The following is a 14,212-nucleotide window of genomic DNA, read 5'->3' on the forward strand; positions in this document are numbered from 1 at the left end:
GGGGGTCGGGTTGAAGGTGGGGGCGGTTGTGTGGGTGCAGGCGGTCAGGGTCGCCAGGAGGGCTACTGGGGGGATGACCCTGGTGTAACGCACGTGTCGATGATGCCAGGCGCGGGGCCGGTCGGGGGTGGGGTGCGTCACGTTCGGGGGGGTCGGGGGCGCGGCAATCCCGTGTTCCGGCTCCGAACGAGGAGTGTCATCGATGGTGATCGACTCCGTGCGCGGTGCACCCGGTACCACCGAGGTCGCCGAGCCCGAGTTCGTCCGGCTGCTGACCCCCGAGGGGGAGAGCGTCGAGCATCCCGACTATCCCCTGGGCCTCAGCGCCAAGGAGATCGATGCGCTGCTTGCGCTGGGCACGCTGACCGATGGCCAGAGGGCCGTCGTCGTCCACTGGACGAAGGAGCACCCGTTCCGCCGGGGAACAGCGGAAACAGACACTCTGGACGGGACCGGAGTCATCCGGAGAATCGAGAACGCGGTCAATCAGAACCGGCCGGCAGGGAACTCCTAGCGGCCGAAGGGAGTACCGCTAAGCGGCTCAGGAAGCTTGAAGGCGTACACCTGGCCGCACCTGCGGTCGTTGAGCACGATCGTGCCGTCCGCCCGCTTGACGACGCCGCCGGGGAGGGCGGAGGCGATCGTGGTGAGGCCGCCGCCGCCCCCCGGGCACCACTTGAAGCCTCCCAAGGACAGTCGTTCCATGCGGCCATCCGCGCGGACGATCGTCGGGCGCGGGGTGGTCCGGATGGGTGTTGTTCCCCCCAAGAGCAGCGCGTCGCCGTTCCCGATGCCGATCACCGCGGACCAGGGAGGCAAGGCGGCGGCGGACGCCGGAAAGCGAACGTAGCGGGCCTTCCCAGTTCGCGGGATGTACAGCAAGCCTGCCCGACCCAGCAGGATCGACTGTCCGTCCTCGTCGGTGACCGCGTCCTCCGGCCGCAGCCCCTTGCCCGCCGCCACCTTGGCGAGCGCCTCCGCATAGCCCGGTGGAGACCACTCGCGAAGGACCTCAGGCCCCGTGACCTCGAACATCCGGCCGGCTCGGGAGACGACGATCGGCGTGCCGTCGGGGCGGGCGAAGAACTTCGCGCCGGTCCAGTCGCGGTAGAGGCGGCGGGCGTCTCCCTTCGAGAGAGCAACTCCGTTCGCGCCGAGCACCTTGACCGTCGCGGACTGCGCCGTCCACTCGATGACGGGGCTCTGCTCCCAGTCGGAGAGCGCCACCTTCGAGACCGCCAATCCTGACTTGGCGGCGAGCAGCCACAGGTCATTCCCCTGGACGAACATCTGATCGGCCGCGATGTCGACGGCGTGCAACTGGATGCGCCCGTCCTTCCCCAGCCGGACCACGCGGCCCTCTCGACCGTGGTAGACGCGGTAGTAGAGGGTTCCGTCGCTCGATACTGCGAGGCCGCCGCCGCCGTATGCGCTGCTGCGGAGGGCGAACTCGCCGTCTCTGGGGTCCTTGTTCAGCTCCGGAGAGCCGGCGATTACTACGGCTTGGGCTGGGTGGGTGGGGTGGGGGGTTGGGTTGAAGGTGGGGGCGGTTGTGTGGGTGCAGGCGGTCAGGGTTGCCGTCAGGAGGGCTACTGGCGGGATGACCCTGGTGTAACGCACGTGTCGATGATGCCAGGCGCGGGGCCGGTCGGGGGTGGGGTGCGTCACGTTCGGAGGGACGGGGGCGGGGTCGCGGGTAGGGATCACGGTGGCGGGGACTGTATCCGCGCGGTGTGATGTCTGCCGCGATGGCATTGCGACCACTGACGGCTTCAGCACGGCGTCGCCGGCCAGACCGCCGTCGGCCGCCGGGCCGCCGCCGACCATGGCCCAGCAGGAGTGACCCCCTACGGCTCAGTGGTCTGGATCTCGTACACCCTCCGGCATCCCGCATCGGCGGCGACCGCGATGCCGGCGGCGCGTACCGCGAAGCCGGCAAGGGCCGCGCCCGCCCGGCGTCCCGCGGGGGCGGCCGCGGCGGGACCACAGGTCGCGGGCAGGGCAAGTGGAGACCGCCGCACCTGACCGTCTGGACGCACGTGGACCAGAACGGAGGGCGCCGGCGGGGTCGCCTGCGTCGCGAGGACGAGCGTGCCGTCGGTGGCCCTCCCCCCTCCCGCCCACGTGATCCCGTAGCCAGGGCGTTCCGGATAGTCGACCGGTGTCGCGCTCACCCGCCCGCGATCTGGGATCTCGATGACACCGGCGCTGGTGAGGACGGTGAGCCCGGCGTCCCCGGCGATCAGCGCGTCCACCGAGCGGGTGAAGACGTCGGTCTCGTGACCACGACGGACGAGCCGGTCGAAGGCGGCGGCGTAACCGGGCGGCCGCCATCGGCGGATCTTGCCGGGCGAAGGGATCGTGAAAAGCTCCCCCGAGCGCAGCGCTACCACGGGTCTCCCATCGGCATCGATGGCCACGGCCGACGGATGGTGCTCGCCCGTCAGCCATTTCCTTCGTTCCCGCTGCTGCGCTTCGGTGGGCGACGGCACGCCCTGCTCGTCAACGAGCGTCGGCCCGTCCCCCGGGCTGCTCAGAGCGAGGTAGCGAACCTCCTCCGCTCCGGACATCGAGTACCTGACGAGCGAGGGCTTCGGGCCGGTTCCCAGTATCCACAGCTTCCCGGACCCCAGGACGAGCCTGTCCGCTCGGTGCCAGTCGATGGGCCGACCGATGAGCGCCAATCGGCCGTCACGCGCTATTCGCGCTATCCGCACTGGCGCGCCATCTCCCTCGCCCTGGCGGACCGGCAGGTAGAGCGCACCGTCCGGCGCGGATGCTACAGGCCCGACGGGCGAGACGGGCGAACGCAGTGCCCACTCGCCGTCCAGCGCTGGTCCGGCTTTCCCGTTGCCGGCGATTACTACGGCTTGGGCTGGGTTGGTGGGGTGGGGGGTTGGGTTGAAGGTGGGGGCGGTTGTGTGGGTGCAGGCGGTCAGGGTCGCCAGGAGGGCTACTGGGGGGATGACCCTGGTGTAACGCACGTGTCGATGATGCCAGGCGCGGGACGGTCGGGGGTGGGGTGCGTCACGTTCGGGGGGTCGGAGAGTGGGGTCGGGGGTAGGGATCACGGTGGCGGGACTTGCATCGCAGGGTGTGATGTCTGCCACGATGGCATTGCGGCTTTTGTCCCTTACCGGGGTCAGTGGCCGTTGACATCGGCCGGCGACGCGGCGATCCCGTGTTCCGGCCCCGAACGAGGAGTGTCATCGATGACGATCGACTCCGTGCGCGGTGCACCCGGTACCACCGAGGTCGCCGAGCCCGAGCTCGTCCGGCTGCTGACCCCCGAGGGGGAGCGCGTCGAGCATCCCGACTATCCCCTGGACCTCAGCGCCGAGGACGTGCGCGATCTGTACCGCGACCTGGTGGTCGTGCGGCGGATCGACCTGGAGGCCGTGGCGCTGACACGGCAGGGGGAGCTCGGTCTGTGGGCCTCGCTGCTGGGGCAGGAGGCGGCGCAGATCGGGTCAGGACGGGCGCTGTCCGAGCATGACATGGTGTTTCCGACGTACCGGGAGCACGGCGTCGCGTGGTGCCGGGACGTGGATCCGCTGAAGCTGCTCGGGATGTTCCGGGGCGTGAACCACGGCGGGTGGGATCCCGCCGAGCACGGGTTCCATCTGTACACCGTGGTGATCGGCAGCCAGACGCTGCACGCGACCGGGTACGCGATGGGCGTCCAGCGGGACGGGGTGCTCGGGACGCCCAAGGCGGGCGCCACGATCGCCTACTTCGGGGACGGGGCGACCTCGCAGGGCGACGTGAACGAGGCGTTCGTGTTCGCGTCCGTTTTCAACGCGCCGATCGTGTTCTTCTGCCAGAACAACCAGTGGGCGATCTCGGAGCCGCTGGAGAGGCAGACGCGGATCCCGCTGTACAAGCGGGCGCAGGGGTTCGGGTTCCCGGGGATCCGGGTGGACGGCAACGACGTGTTCGCCTGCCTCGCGGTGACCAGGAAGGCCCTGGAGAACGCCCGGACGGGGCAGGGGCCGACGCTCATCGAGGCGTACACCTACCGCATGGGAGCCCACACGACGACGGACGACCCCACGCGGTACCGGCTGAAGGCCGAAGAGGAGGCCTGGAAGCTCAAGGACCCGATCGAGCGCGTCAAGGCGTACCTGGTGCGGGGTGACCTGGCGGACGCGGGGTTCTTCGAGAAGGTCGAGGACGAGGCGAAGCAGCTCGCGAAGGAGCTGCGCGAGGGCTGCCGGTCCATGCCGGACCCGGAGCCGCTGTCGATGTTCGACGAGGTGTACGCCGAGCGGCATCCGCTGATGACCGAGGAGCAGGAGCAGTTCGCCGCCTACCTGGCGTCATTCGAGGAGGAGGCGAAGTGAGCACCACCCTGACCCTCGGCAAGGCGCTGAACGAGGGCCTGCGCAAGGCCATGGAGAACGACCCGAAGGTCCTCGTGATGGGCGAGGACGTCGGGAAGCTCGGCGGGGTCTTCCGGATCACGGACGGCCTGCAGAAGGACTTCGGCGAGGAGCGCGTCATCGACACGCCGCTGGCCGAGTCGGGCATCGTCGGGACGGCGATCGGGCTCGCGCTGCGCGGGTACCGGCCCGTGGTGGAGATCCAGTTCGACGGGTTCGTGTTCCCGGCGGCCGACCAGATCATCACGCAGCTGGCGAAGATGCGGATGCGGTCGCTCGGCGCGCTGGAGCTGCCGGTGGTGGTGCGGATCCCGTGCGGCGGCGGCATCGGCGCGGTCGAGCACCACTCGGAGTCGCCCGAGGCGTACTTCACGCACACGGCGGGCCTGCGGGTGGTGTCGTGCTCGAACGCGGTGGACGCGTTCGCGATGATCCAGCAGTCGATCGCGTCCCCCGACCCGGTGATCTTCTTCGAGCCGAAGCGCCGGTACTGGGACAAGGCGGAGGTGGACGTCGACTCCGGGGAGTGGACGCCGCTGCATCAGGCGCGGGTCGTCCGGCCCGGGGAGCACGTGACGGTGCTGGCGTACGGGCCGGCGGTGAAGACGTGCCTGGAGGCGGCCGCGGCCGCCGCCGAGGAGGGGCGGTCGCTGGAGGTCGTCGACCTGCGCTCGCTCAACCCGCTCGACATCGGCACGGTGACGGAGTCGGTGAACCGGACCGGGCGCTGCGTGGTCGTGCACGAGGCGCCGGTGTACAGCGGGTTCGGCGCCGAGCTGGCCGCGCGGATCACCGAGAAGTGCTTCTACCGGCTGGAGTCGCCGGTGCTGCGCGTCGGCGGGTTCTCCACCCCGTACCCGCCGTCCCGCCTGGAAGACCAGTACCTGCCCGACCTCGACCGCATCCTGGACGCGGTCGACCGGACCTTCGCGTGGTGACGCCGGTGACCGAGCCGAAACTGTTCAAGCTGCCGGACGTCGGGGAGGGCCTGACCGAGGCGGAGATCGTCAAGTGGCACGTCCAGCCGGGCGACACGGTCGAGGACGGCCAGACCATCGTCGAGATCGAGACGGCCAAGGCGATCGTGGAGCTGCCCTGCCCGTTCGATGGCGTGGTGACCGAACTGCTCGCCACCGAGGGTGAGACCGTGGACGTCGGCGTGCCGATCATCGCGGTGGCCGCCGGCGGGGACGGCGCCGTGGCGACGCCGGTGTCCGAGCCCCCGGCGCAGACGGCGGCGCTCCGGGAGGAGGGCGTGCCGACCGCGAACGAGCCGGGCATGGTGACGCCCGAGGAGCCGCCGAAGCGGCAACCCGTGCTGGTCGGGTACGGGGTCAAGGAGGGGGCGACGAAGCGGCGAGCGCGCAAGGCGTCCAATGGCGTCGCGGCCGCGGTCGCGCCCGTGCGGCCACCGGCGCCTTGTCCACAGCCTGTGGATAACGGATTGCCGCTGGCGAAGCCGCCCGTTCGGAAGATGGCGAAGGAGCTGGGCGTCGATCTCGGCACGGTGACGGGTTCGGGTCCGCAGGGCTCGATCACGCGGGAGGACATCCTCGCCGCGCAGGGCGCGCCGCAAGGGGCGCCTGTCGCGGCGGGCCCGCGTGAGGAGCGCGTGCCGGTCAAGGGGGTGCGCAAGGCGACGGCGGCGGCGATGTCCGGTTCGGCGTTCACCGCTCCGCACGTCACCGAGTTCCTCCAGGTGGACGTCACGCGGACGATGGAGACCGTCAAGCGGCTGCGCGAACTGCCCGAGTTCGCGGACGTGAAGGTGTCGCCGCTGCTGCTGGTGGCGCGCGCGCTGCTCACCGCCGTGCGGCGGCACCCGATGGTGAACTCCACCTGGGTGGACGGCCCGAACGGCGCGGAGATCGTGGTCAAGCACTACGTGAACCTGGGCATCGCGGCCGCTACTGAGCGGGGCCTAATCGTGCCCAAGGTGAAGGACGCGCAGGATCTCGACCTGCCCGGCCTCGCGCGCGCGCTGGGCGAACTGACGGAGAAGGCGCGCGCGGGCAAGGCGTCCCCGGCCGACCTGTCGGACGGGACGATCTCCATCACCAACGTGGGGGTGTTCGGCGTCGACACCGGGACGCCCATCCTCACGCCCGGTGAGGCGGCGATCCTGGCGTTCGGCCAGATCAGGGACATGCCGTGGGTCCATGAGGGCGAACTGGCCATCCGCAAGGTGACCACGCTGGCTCTGTCGTTCGACCACCGCATCGTGGACGGCGAACTGGGCTCCCGCGTCCTCCGCGACGTCGGCGACATGCTCGAAGACCCCATCCGCATGCTCGCCTGGAGCTGACACCTCCCTTGAGTTGCGGCGTGTTGTTGTTATCAGCGGCCGAATTCCAACAACACGCCGCAACTCAACGAACGGGGACGTTGTTCACCTTGCCGAAGGGGCCGGCGTCGAAGACGACCGAGGTGACCTTGCCGGGCGGTGCCGGGATGTAGGCGAAGCCTCGGACGGGCTGGTTCACGCCGGTGCGGAAGGCCGCACCTCCCGGGTCGACGTACAGGCTCGGGCTGCCGGGCGTCCCCGGGCCGACGCGGACGGCGCGGTAGACGTCCTTCCCGCCCGGCACCTGGAGGGAGAACGCGGTGAACACGCCTCCCGGGTAGTCCCTGTGCGCGTAGGCGGCGTTGGTCGGCGTGTTGCCGGGGCCCTCGTTCACGATGTCGAACACGGCGACGATGTAGGCGCCGTCCCGGTAGAAGGGTTTGACGTCTATGCGCCGCTTGGCCTGTCCGAAGCGGCCGTAGCGGCTCGCCACCTTCGTCCCGTCCTCGGCACGGAACGGAGCGGGCGCGGAGGGTGCGGCAGAGCCGCGCTCAGGGCTGGCCGTGGTCGTCTGTGTGGTGGTCTGCTTGACCTGGTAGGAGATCTCCACGCGCCGGTTCCGCGCGCGCGCCGCGGCGTCGTCCGAGCCGCCTTCCTTGGCGACCGGTTCCGCTTCGCCCTTGCCGCTCGCCGTGTAGGTGAAGCCGCTGCCCAGCCGCGACTTCATCTCCTTCACGACGGCCTGGGCGCGCTCCTCGGAGAGCTTGAGATTGTGCGCGTCGTCGCCCTTGCTGTCGGTGTGGCCCTCGAACGTCAGCGCCTGCGAGGCCTTCGCCTTGATCTGCTGCGCCGCCTCGTCCAGGACGGCCTTCGCGCGGCTCGACAGCTTCGCCGAGTCGGTGTCGAACAGCACGTCGGCACGCAGGTTGACGGTGACGTTCGATTCGCTGGACGTCACGCCCTTCGTCTCGCCCTCGACGATGTCGTACAGGTCGGCCGGGTTGGGCCCTGGGCCGCGTGAAGGCGACGACGTCGGCGTGGTGGACGGCGACGGCGTGGTGGACGACGTCGGCGTTGTGGACGGCGACGGTGACAGTGGCGTGGAGCGGCCGAAGGGTTCCGCGCCCACGGACGGCTCCACGCCCACCGAAGGCGGCCGCGACGACGGCGCGGATGACGGCGCGGACGACGTCGGCACCGAAGACGACGGCGCAGCAGAGGACGGCGCAACAGCGGACGGCGCAACAGCGGACGGCGCAACAGCGGACGGGCTCGCGGAGCCCGTCGTCACCGGGATGCCGGTGAACTCACCGGCCGTCCCGGGCGTGATCGCGGTGACCTTCGCGACGTCCGCCGGGATCACCGGGTACTCGGCGGCCATCTCCCGGGTGGAGCCGGGCGTGATGCCGGAGCCGCTGGTGACGCCGGTCGGCTTGTAGAGCCGGCGCCCGACCGGGTCGACCAGCGCGATCTCGAACGGCACGGACTTCGTGGCCGTGTCCAGCGACGTGACGCTGAACCGCAGCACCGCCTTGCCCGCCTGCCGCTGGACGGTTCTGATGTCGAGCCGCGCGTGCAGGCCGTCCGCGCCGCCGAACCAGCCCTCTTTCGAGTACGCGCCGCTGCTCTGCGCGGCGGGGCTCGGCGGCGCGCCGCCCGGCCCGGTGGTGGGAGGGGCGACCTTCTCGGCCTTGTCGGCGTCCGCGCATCCGGCGACCAGTAGCAGCCCGGCGAGGGGCAGGGCGGCGAGGGGCAGAACGCGCATCGGCCATCCGGTCGGGGGGAGACGGGACGAGGGACGGGGCAAACAGTAGCCAACCGGGCCAAGGCCCCGCCAGAAGTCCCGTCCCCGGAATCGCGGGGCGCAGCACGCGGCCGTTCGGTCCGTCAGCGGCTGGGGTCGCGGTTGAACAGCTTCATCGACCAGAGGAAGCCGACCAGGGTGATGCCCGCGGAACAGCCGATGGCCTGGTAGGCGCTGTTGCCGATCGCGTCGCCCATCAGGAGGCCGCGGAGGGTATCGATGGCGGGGGTGAACGGCTGGTACTCGGCGAACCAGCGCAGGGCGGTCGGCATCGAGTCGGTGGGGACGAAGCCGCTGCCGAAGAACGGCAGCAGCATCAGCAGCAGGGGCGCGTTGCTGGCGCCCTCGGGGTTCTTGGCCACCAGGCCGAGCGCGACCGCCAGCCAGGTCAGCGAGAACACGAACAGCGCCAGGAAGCCCGCGGCGGCCAGCCATTCGACGGGGGCGGCGTTGGGACGGAAGCCGATCGCCAGGGCGACGCTGATGACGACCACGATGCTGATCGCGATGGAGATCATGCTGCCGATGACATGCCCGGTGAGGATGGACGACCGGGAGATCGCCATCGTCCGGAACCGGGCGACGATCCCTTCGGCCATGTCCATGGCGACCGAGATGGCGGTGCTGGTGGCGGCGCCGACCGTGGTCATCAGGATGATGCCGGGGGTCACGTAGTCGAGGTACCGGCCGCGGCCTCCGCCGCCGGCGATCCCGTCCCCGAGCGTGCCGCCGAAGACGTACACGAACAGCAGCAGGAAGACGACCGGCATGCCGATGAGCTGCACCGTCATCGCCGGGTAGCGCAGCATGTGGGTCAGGCGCCGGCGGATCATCGTCGCCGAGTCGGCCAGGGTGTGCGTGCGGACGGCGGTGGCGGTGCTCATCGAACTGCGTCCTTGTCGTCGGGGTCGCCGGTGAGGGTGAGGAAGACGTCGTCGAGGTCGGGGGTGTGGACGGCCAGGCCGGCCGGTTCGATGTCGGCGGCGTCCAGCCGGGCGAGCAGGTCGCGCAGCGAGGCGACGCCGCCGTCGGAGGGGACCTGCAGCGTGAGCCGGTCCTCGTCGGAGGTGTCCACGAAGCCGGCGCCCAGCGCGCCGAGCGCACCGGTGACCGCGTCCTCGTCGGTGAACCGCAGGGACACGTGGCCGCCGGGGATGAGGCGCTTCAGCTCCTCGGGTGCCCCTTCGGCGATCAGCGTCCCGCGGTCGAGGAGGGCGATGCGGTCGGCGAGCTGGTCGGCCTCGTCCAGGTACTGGGTGGTGAGGAAGATCGTGACGCCGCTCGCGACGAGTTCCCGGACGATCTGCCACATGGTGCGGCGGCTGCGGGGGTCGAGGCCGGTGGTGGGCTCGTCCAGGAAGATGACGCGCGGGTCGCCGACCAGCGTCATCGCCAGGTCCAGTCGGCGCGCCATGCCGCCCGAGTAGGTGGACGCCGGCTTCCCGCCCGCCTCGACGAGGTCGAACTGCTCCAGCAGGCGCACGGCGCGGCGGCGGCCCTCGCGCCTGCGCAGGTGGTGCAGGTCGGCCATCAGCATGAGGTTCTCCTCGCCGGTGAGGAGCTTGTCGACGGCCGAGTACTGGCCGGTGACGCCGATGGACGCGCGGACGGCCTGCGGGTCGGCGGCCAGGTCGTGTCCCGCCACGCGGATGTCGCCGCCGTCGGCGCCGATCAGCGTGGACAGGATCTGGACGGCGGTGGTCTTGCCAGCGCCGTTCGGGCCGAGCAGGGAGAAGATCGTCCCCTCGGGGACGGTCAGGTCGATGCCGTCGAGGACGACCTTGTCGCCGTAGGACTTGCGCAGCCCGGTGACGGCGATCGCCGGTGGATTCGCGCTGGTCATGAAGGTGCTCCTTGGCAATGGGAGGGGGACGCGCGGACGACGGGACCGCCGATGCCGCCCGTTCGAGGGCATGCGTGATCCACCCGTGGGCGGTGATGGTGTCCGGTGGGGTCCGGGCCGGTGAGAGCCGGGGGCCCGGTGTTCGGCTTCGGCTCAGCCGCCGAAGAACTGGGCGGGCGCCGGTGGAGGGGTGGGTGCCGCTACTTCTCGGTCGTGCGCTCTTTCTTTTTGGCGGCTTCCTGATAGGCGTCCGCGTAGGTCGGGGTGTCCTTGATCAGTTCGTCGCAGAAGGCGGCGACGTCCTCACCGATGAGTTCCAGGACTCCCCTTCCGGATGCCGCGCCCTCCTCGAAGAAGTCGACGATTTCCCCGAGCAGTTTCCCGTCGGCCAGATCGACCGGGCCGACCTTGAAGAAGTACCGCTGGATCTCCTTGTAGACGATCTTGTAGTCCGGCGGGAGCGCGTCGACCCGCGCCATGTGCGCCCGCCACTGCCTCTTGCCCTCGATGATGTCCCGGATGCTCATGTCAGCCTCCCAGCCGGCCGAGTTTCCTTGCGACGTTCCTGTTCAACTGCTCGCGCCACCGGTCGCGGTAGGTCCGGGCGCCTTCTCCGCCGGCGAGCGCCGCGCTGAACCCCGCGATGTCGTCGCCGAGCACCTCCCGCACGTCCTGCCCGTCGGCCGCCGCCTCTTCGAGCAGCACCAGAGCCGAGTCGAAGATCGGCATCAGGTTCCGGCCGGTGAAGTCCGAGTAGGTGTAGAGATGGCCCTTGATCTCCTCCCACGCCGCCCGGTAGTCGGCCGGCAGCCCCGCGGCCCGGGCTTCGAAGGCCTTCCATTCCTTGGTGAGATCGCTGCCTGTCACGGTCTCCCAGAACTTCATGTGCCGCCCTCCTTGAGCTTGTCGATCCGCGTGGTGATGAACTCCCATTTCGCCCAGAACGTCGCGAGCTCTTCGCGTCCCGCGTCGTTGAGCACGTAGAACTTGCGCGGCGGGCCCACTTCGGACGGCCGTTTCGTCACCTGGACGAGTCCGTTCTTCTCCAGCCGCTGAAGGATGGTGTAAACCGTCCCCTCGACGACATCGGCGAAGCCGAGTTCGTTCAGCCGGCGCGTGATGGCGTACCCGTAGGTCTCCTCGCCGCCGATGATTTCGAGCACGCAGCCTTCGAGCGTGCCCTTGAGCATTTCCGTCATCTGCTTGTCCATGACCACCCCCTCTCAGCTACTCAGTAGCGCTGACTACCGCTACAAAGTAACACCGACTACCGGTACCTAGCAACACCGACTACCTAGGAGGGCTCCTACGCGGCCGGGGCGCCCCGGGTGACCCGCGCCACCCCGGGGAACCTCGGCGCCGCGGCCGGCATCCGATGTCGATGAACCGGTTTCCTCCCACCGACGGGTTCGTCGTGAGCCTGCTCGAGATCATCAACGACCATCCGACCGGCGATCCGGTGGGCCTGCTGGGGTCGGTCGCCGAGGCCCTCGCGGAGGATCCCGATCCCCGCGTGCGGGCGGGGCAGCTCCTCGCGCTCTACTCGACCTGCTTCTGGGCCGTCCACCGGCTCCGCGACCAGCCGGTCTACGACTCGTTGATCGCCGCGGCGGCGCTGGCCGACGAGACGCTGGACACCTGCGAGGAAGACCATCCGGGCAGCGCCGGTCTCGGCGACCTCGAGCGCATCGCGCGGTGGATCCCGGCGATCGAGGACCCCGAGGTGGCCACCGCCGCGGGACTCGCGGACCGCGACGAGATCGCGCTGTTCTCCTGCCCTGCCTGGCTCCGGCTGATGGCCGGGAAGGCCATGACGGCGCTGCTGCAACGACGCCCGGCCGAGTTCGGGATGCCGGATTTCAGCTTGCTGGAACCCGCGTACGTGGTCGATGGCGCCTTGGACGTCATCGCGCTCACGGTCAACGTCGGCTCTTTCCCTGACGAACCGCCGTCGCAGGTCGCGAGCCTCTGGGCGGCCCAGAGGCTGCTCGGTGACGTCCCTCAGAGGGAACTGCTGCCATTGACCGCGGCGGTCTGTTCTTCTCTGGTCAGCCAGAACGCGACCGCACCGCCGACCGTCCCGACCTACCTGCGGGAGGTTCTCCACCGGGTCGCGGCGGACTCGGAATGCGCGCACGGCGAGCGCCACGACACCGACCCGGATGTCTGGCTCGCGGGCGTCAAGTACCTGTACAAGCCGATGCGCTTCGACAATGACGAGCCGGTGGACGAAGCGCTATGGCACTGCCCCGGCCACCGCGCCGCGATGATCCGCACGGCGTTGACGCTGGAGGGGCGGGCGGTCCGGCCCGGCTCCCCGGAAAACCCTGCCTGAAGGAACAGGCCCCCCGGACTCATCCACATATTCACATTCTTTCGCATCGCTCTACGGCGAGCGAAGCGACCTAGAGGCCCTTAACCATATAGGCGAACTCTCGAAAATCATCACGACTAATGAGAATCTTGGACCCATCGGGGTCCTTGCTGTCGCGAAGCGCGACAATGGAAACGCCTTCGGCAATTTCAACGCAATTGTCTCCCGACTCATTACTGCGGGACGAACTGCGCCACTTCGCCTTGCTCAAGTCCATCTTTCCTTTATTACCTTTCGTATGAATTCCCGCGTATCCCTCACATTCAGCGCCTCGGCTTGCAGTGTTGCCATCGCCTTGTTCGCTACTACGAGACGACTTACTCCACACTGCCTCATTGCGTTCAGCTCGACCGACTATTCAACCTCATCGCTAGCGGACTAGAGATTCTTGATTGTTCTTGCGAGGCTCTGGAAGTCATGTTGGCTGATGACGAGCTTGGGGCCATCGGGGTCCTTGCTGTCACGGAGTGCGACGATGTTCGTCACGCCAGCGACCTCGACGCAGTTGTCATTCTGAACCGTGCTGCGCGAGGCCTTGCGCCACACTGCCCTGCTCAGGTCCATCTTTCCTCAATCACCCTTCTAATCAGCGCTCGGCTGTCCCTCACGTTGAGCGCCTCTGCTTGCAGATAGCGAACGTTTCGTTCAACATGGCCAAGTCTTTCGGATCTGCGCTGGTCACACCTTGCGTCGCGTTCACGATGTATGCGGCTTCGCTGCGATCGGCCTGGGTGGCGATGGCGAGGGCGGCTCGCGCCTCCTCTACGTAGACAGTCGGGAGGATCTGGAGCCGGATGCCGTCCCTCCAGGACAGCTCGATCAGGTACTCGAGTTGCTCCCGCATGACGGCCACTGTGCCGACTTGCCTGGACAGGACGCTCTCCTCCAGCACTACGAAGATCTTTGGCGCCGGGTCGTCCATGACCCGCTGCTGCCTGTTCATCCGGGTGACGACGTCATCGGGACTCTTCAAGATCGCGCCCGCGTAGGCTTCGGTCTGGAACAGCCCGTTCACGATGTGGGTCTCGTAGACGCGGATTAGATTCGCGGTCAGCTCCGCCTTCGGGAAGTCAACGAAGTAGTTGGCGTACTTGATCGACTTGATCGCCTCTACCAGCACGTTCCACGCCTGGACCACCTCACCGTTCGCGCGCAGCGCACCGTCCAGCCGGGTTGCGAAGTCCAAGCGGCACCGCGTAGTCCCGCGTTCAACGTGGCTGATGTAGGCGCGCGTGACGTGCACCAGCGTCGCCAGCTCTGTCTGGTTGAGTTCTGCGGCCTCGCGCAGGCGCCTCACCTCAGCACCAAAGGTTCGGAGCTCAGGGCTGTCCTTGCCCTTGTTACGCGAGTCGGTCATTTTGCTCTCTCCTCGGGGGTAACCGCAGCGCCAACGATGGCAACCAAATTGTGGGTGCTTCCTGACTCAACAATTAACGTACGCCCCCCTGTGGCTTCATGGTGTTCGTTCGATAACACAGGGTGATAGCGGCGGGTTATTCCGATTCGGCGGTTTGGCCCCGTTCGA

The 14,212-nt window shown here is 68.9% G+C and carries 16 protein-coding genes; 5 read left to right on the forward strand and 11 right to left on the reverse strand.

Translation table 11 applies throughout. The annotated features are described in order from the left end of the window. Positions 1-202 precede the first annotated feature (202 nt). Positions 203-514 carry a hypothetical protein gene (locus tag HUT06_RS41075; protein ID WP_176200624.1) on the forward strand — a complete coding sequence of 104 codons (312 nt, stop codon included), beginning with the start codon at positions 203-205 and terminating at the stop codon, positions 512-514. Here the strand turns inward: HUT06_RS41075 and HUT06_RS41080 are convergent. Together HUT06_RS41080 and HUT06_RS41085 are read right to left on the reverse strand one after the other, a co-directional pair. Beyond that, positions 511-1,620 carry a hypothetical protein gene (locus HUT06_RS41080; protein WP_176200625.1) on the reverse strand — a complete coding sequence of 370 codons (1,110 nt, stop codon included), beginning with the start codon at positions 1,618-1,620 and terminating at the stop codon, positions 511-513. The genes HUT06_RS41075 and HUT06_RS41080 overlap by 4 nt on opposite strands. A 227-nt stretch (positions 1,621-1,847) precedes the next feature. After that, on the reverse strand, positions 1,848-2,570 hold the full coding sequence (locus HUT06_RS41085; protein WP_176200626.1) for a hypothetical protein: 723 nt from the start codon (positions 2,568-2,570) through the stop codon (positions 1,848-1,850). Positions 2,571-3,212: 642 nt separating this feature from the next. Between HUT06_RS41085 and pdhA the strand changes: the two genes are divergently transcribed. Genes pdhA through HUT06_RS41100 form a run of 3 tightly spaced genes read left to right on the forward strand, consistent with a single transcriptional unit; the run spans position 3,213 to position 6,687 of the window. Further along, entirely contained in the window at positions 3,213-4,343 is a 1,131-nt protein-coding gene (gene pdhA / locus HUT06_RS41090; RefSeq protein ID WP_176200627.1) for a pyruvate dehydrogenase (acetyl-transferring) E1 component subunit alpha, read from the forward strand. After that, positions 4,340-5,320, forward strand: coding sequence for an alpha-ketoacid dehydrogenase subunit beta (locus HUT06_RS41095; protein ID WP_217711643.1), 981 nt, complete (start codon positions 4,340-4,342; stop codon positions 5,318-5,320). Before pdhA ends, HUT06_RS41095 begins: the two co-directional genes overlap by 4 nt. 5 nt (positions 5,321-5,325) lie before the next feature. Continuing rightward, positions 5,326-6,687 (forward strand): dihydrolipoamide acetyltransferase family protein, encoded by a 1,362-nt coding sequence (locus tag HUT06_RS41100; RefSeq protein WP_217711644.1) that lies wholly within the window; start codon positions 5,326-5,328, stop codon positions 6,685-6,687. Positions 6,688-6,751: 64 nt separating this feature from the next. On the opposite strand, the gene HUT06_RS41105 is transcribed toward HUT06_RS41100, so the two are convergent. The 6 genes from HUT06_RS41105 to HUT06_RS41130 form a co-directional block, all read right to left on the reverse strand. Further along, complete coding sequence (locus HUT06_RS41105; RefSeq protein ID WP_176200629.1) at positions 6,752-8,431, reverse strand: OmpA family protein; 1,680 nt, start codon at positions 8,429-8,431, stop codon at positions 6,752-6,754. Positions 8,432-8,553: 122 nt separating this feature from the next. After that, positions 8,554-9,354 carry an ABC transporter permease gene (locus tag HUT06_RS41110; protein WP_176200630.1) on the reverse strand — a complete coding sequence of 267 codons (801 nt, stop codon included), beginning with the start codon at positions 9,352-9,354 and terminating at the stop codon, positions 8,554-8,556. Continuing rightward, complete coding sequence (locus HUT06_RS41115; protein WP_176200631.1) at positions 9,351-10,313, reverse strand: ATP-binding cassette domain-containing protein; 963 nt, start codon at positions 10,311-10,313, stop codon at positions 9,351-9,353. The genes HUT06_RS41110 and HUT06_RS41115 overlap by 4 nt, the downstream gene beginning before the upstream one ends. A gap of 200 nt (positions 10,314-10,513) precedes the next feature. Beyond that, positions 10,514-10,840 carry a DUF1048 domain-containing protein gene (locus tag HUT06_RS41120; RefSeq protein WP_176200632.1) on the reverse strand — a complete coding sequence of 109 codons (327 nt, stop codon included), beginning with the start codon at positions 10,838-10,840 and terminating at the stop codon, positions 10,514-10,516. Between the two features lies 1 nt (position 10,841). Next, on the reverse strand, positions 10,842-11,198 hold the full coding sequence (locus HUT06_RS41125; RefSeq protein ID WP_176200633.1) for a DUF1048 domain-containing protein: 357 nt from the start codon (positions 11,196-11,198) through the stop codon (positions 10,842-10,844). Further along, positions 11,195-11,524, reverse strand: a complete 330-nt coding sequence (locus HUT06_RS41130) for a PadR family transcriptional regulator (protein WP_176200634.1) — start codon at positions 11,522-11,524, stop codon at positions 11,195-11,197. The genes HUT06_RS41125 and HUT06_RS41130 overlap by 4 nt, the downstream gene beginning before the upstream one ends. A gap of 203 nt (positions 11,525-11,727) precedes the next feature. Here HUT06_RS41130 and HUT06_RS41135 point away from each other — a divergent pair, with 203 nt between their 5' ends. Beyond that, positions 11,728-12,648 (forward strand): hypothetical protein, encoded by a 921-nt coding sequence (locus HUT06_RS41135; RefSeq protein WP_176200635.1) that lies wholly within the window; start codon positions 11,728-11,730, stop codon positions 12,646-12,648. Between the two features lie 70 nt (positions 12,649-12,718). On the opposite strand, the gene HUT06_RS41140 is transcribed toward HUT06_RS41135, so the two are convergent. The 3 genes from HUT06_RS41140 to HUT06_RS41150 form a co-directional block, all read right to left on the reverse strand. After that, positions 12,719-12,904 (reverse strand): DUF397 domain-containing protein, encoded by a 186-nt coding sequence (locus tag HUT06_RS41140; protein ID WP_176200636.1) that lies wholly within the window; start codon positions 12,902-12,904, stop codon positions 12,719-12,721. A 161-nt stretch (positions 12,905-13,065) separates the two neighbouring features. After that, entirely contained in the window at positions 13,066-13,251 is a 186-nt protein-coding gene (locus HUT06_RS41145) for a DUF397 domain-containing protein (protein WP_176200637.1), read from the reverse strand. A gap of 40 nt (positions 13,252-13,291) precedes the next feature. After that, positions 13,292-14,044, reverse strand: coding sequence for a helix-turn-helix transcriptional regulator (locus HUT06_RS41150; protein WP_176200638.1), 753 nt, complete (start codon positions 14,042-14,044; stop codon positions 13,292-13,294). Positions 14,045-14,212 lie beyond the last annotated feature (168 nt).

Origin of the sequence: Actinomadura sp. NAK00032, assembly GCF_013364275.1 — a bacterium.
Lineage (GTDB): Bacteria > Actinomycetota > Actinomycetes > Streptosporangiales > Streptosporangiaceae > Spirillospora.

Bases quoted from the DNA above. Each gene is read 5' to 3' on its own strand.
- HUT06_RS41075 (WP_176200624.1), top strand. From the start codon at position 203: ATGGTGATCGACTCCGTGCGCGGTGCACCCGGTACCACCGAGGTCGCC.
- HUT06_RS41085 (WP_176200626.1), bottom strand. From the start codon at position 2,570: ATGTCCGGAGCGGAGGAGGTTCGCTACCTCGCTCTGAGCAGCCCGGGG.
- pdhA (WP_176200627.1), top strand. From the start codon at position 3,213: ATGACGATCGACTCCGTGCGCGGTGCACCCGGTACCACCGAGGTCGCC.
- HUT06_RS41105 (WP_176200629.1), bottom strand. From the start codon at position 8,431: ATGCGCGTTCTGCCCCTCGCCGCCCTGCCCCTCGCCGGGCTGCTACTG.
- HUT06_RS41110 (WP_176200630.1), bottom strand. From the start codon at position 9,354: ATGAGCACCGCCACCGCCGTCCGCACGCACACCCTGGCCGACTCGGCG.
- HUT06_RS41115 (WP_176200631.1), bottom strand. From the start codon at position 10,313: ATGACCAGCGCGAATCCACCGGCGATCGCCGTCACCGGGCTGCGCAAG.
- HUT06_RS41120 (WP_176200632.1), bottom strand. From the start codon at position 10,840: ATGAGCATCCGGGACATCATCGAGGGCAAGAGGCAGTGGCGGGCGCAC.
- HUT06_RS41125 (WP_176200633.1), bottom strand. From the start codon at position 11,198: ATGAAGTTCTGGGAGACCGTGACAGGCAGCGATCTCACCAAGGAATGG.
- HUT06_RS41130 (WP_176200634.1), bottom strand. From the start codon at position 11,524: ATGGACAAGCAGATGACGGAAATGCTCAAGGGCACGCTCGAAGGCTGC.
- HUT06_RS41140 (WP_176200636.1), bottom strand. From the start codon at position 12,904: ATGGACTTGAGCAAGGCGAAGTGGCGCAGTTCGTCCCGCAGTAATGAG.
- HUT06_RS41145 (WP_176200637.1), bottom strand. From the start codon at position 13,251: ATGGACCTGAGCAGGGCAGTGTGGCGCAAGGCCTCGCGCAGCACGGTT.
- HUT06_RS41150 (WP_176200638.1), bottom strand. From the start codon at position 14,044: ATGACCGACTCGCGTAACAAGGGCAAGGACAGCCCTGAGCTCCGAACC.